We start from the raw sequence: 1165 nt of genomic DNA on the forward strand, positions 1-1165 counted from the left end.
ATACCAAGACTCTCTGATCATGACCCATGCGCCCACTGGCGCAAGCCGATGGACATGATGCGCCATGGCTGATCGATGAGGCGGTTCCAGGCGTGGCAGCAGTGGTCCACGACGTTGTCGTACGAAGAGAAGATGCGGTTCGACAGCCAATTGTCGCGCATGAACTGCCACACGTTCTCGACCGGATTGAGTTCAGGACATTTGGGTGGCAGCGGCAGGAGGGTGATGTTGGCTGGGATGTCGAGTTTTCCGGACATGTGCCATCCGGCCTGATCAAGCATGAGCACGGCGTGTGCGCCGGGTGCGACCTGGCTGCTGATTTCGGCGAGATGCATGTCCATGGCCTCGCCGTTGCAACGAGGCATGACCAGCGCGGCGCCTTTGCCTTCTGCGGGACAGATCGCCCCAAAGATCCATGCCGAAGCCCGGCGCAGATCACGAGGCGCGACGGGTCTCGTCCCGCGTTTGGCCCAGCGCCGAGTGATCTGCGTTTTCTGCCCGATCCGCGCCTCATCTTGCCACCACAGCTCTATCGGCGTGCCTTTGGGCAGACGCCTTCGGATTTGCGCCAGACGGGCGGGGAAGGCTTTTTAAAAGCGGCAATATCTTCAGGGCGCTGCCCCTGATGGCGTGGCCGGGCCGAGAGCTTGCGATAGCCCATGGTCCGAAGTTCATGTCCCAGCGCCTGCTTGCTGATCGAGATTTCGAACTCCTCCCATAGCCATTGGACGAGGTCGATGATCCGCCAGCGAACCACACCGTGAACAGCAGGAATAGGGCCCGCTTCGATGGTTTCGGCCAGCGCGCGTCGATGGCAGTCGTCAAGGATAGTATCCGGCCCCGGCGCCTTGCGGGTTTCCAGACCATCAGGACCATGCGCGTTGAAGCGCAGCACCCAATCCCTGACAATCTGCAGCGTGACCCCGCCGACCTTGGCTGCGTCGCTTCGGCTTCCGCCGTCGAGGATCGTCGCAATCGCGAGCAGACGACGTACTTGGTCTGCATCCTTGGCGCGGCGAGCGAAGGCTCGAACCTGCCCTGGGCTGAAATCATCTCGAAGTCTGACTGGCGCGGCCATCGCAAAACTCCAACCGTTTGCGATGGTGAATCACGTCAGCGCCAAACCCGATACCCTCGGTGAGTCAGATTCCACAGGTTTTGGTAT

Annotated in this window: 1 protein-coding gene; it reads right to left on the reverse strand. The window is 60.9% G+C overall.

What is annotated here, in order from left to right; genetic code table 11:
• Positions 1–17: 17 nt before the first annotated feature.
• Positions 18–1078, reverse strand: a protein-coding gene (locus tag ACODRZ_RS26715) for an IS630 family transposase (protein ID WP_488973188.1) whose coding sequence is annotated in 2 segments (ribosomal slippage) — positions 18–586 and positions 586–1078 — 1062 coding nt in all. Because the reading frame shifts where the segments join, the coding sequence is not laid out codon by codon here.
• Between the last annotated feature and the right edge of the window lie 87 nt (positions 1079–1165).

The organism is Novosphingobium sp. FG90, assembly GCF_057808725.1.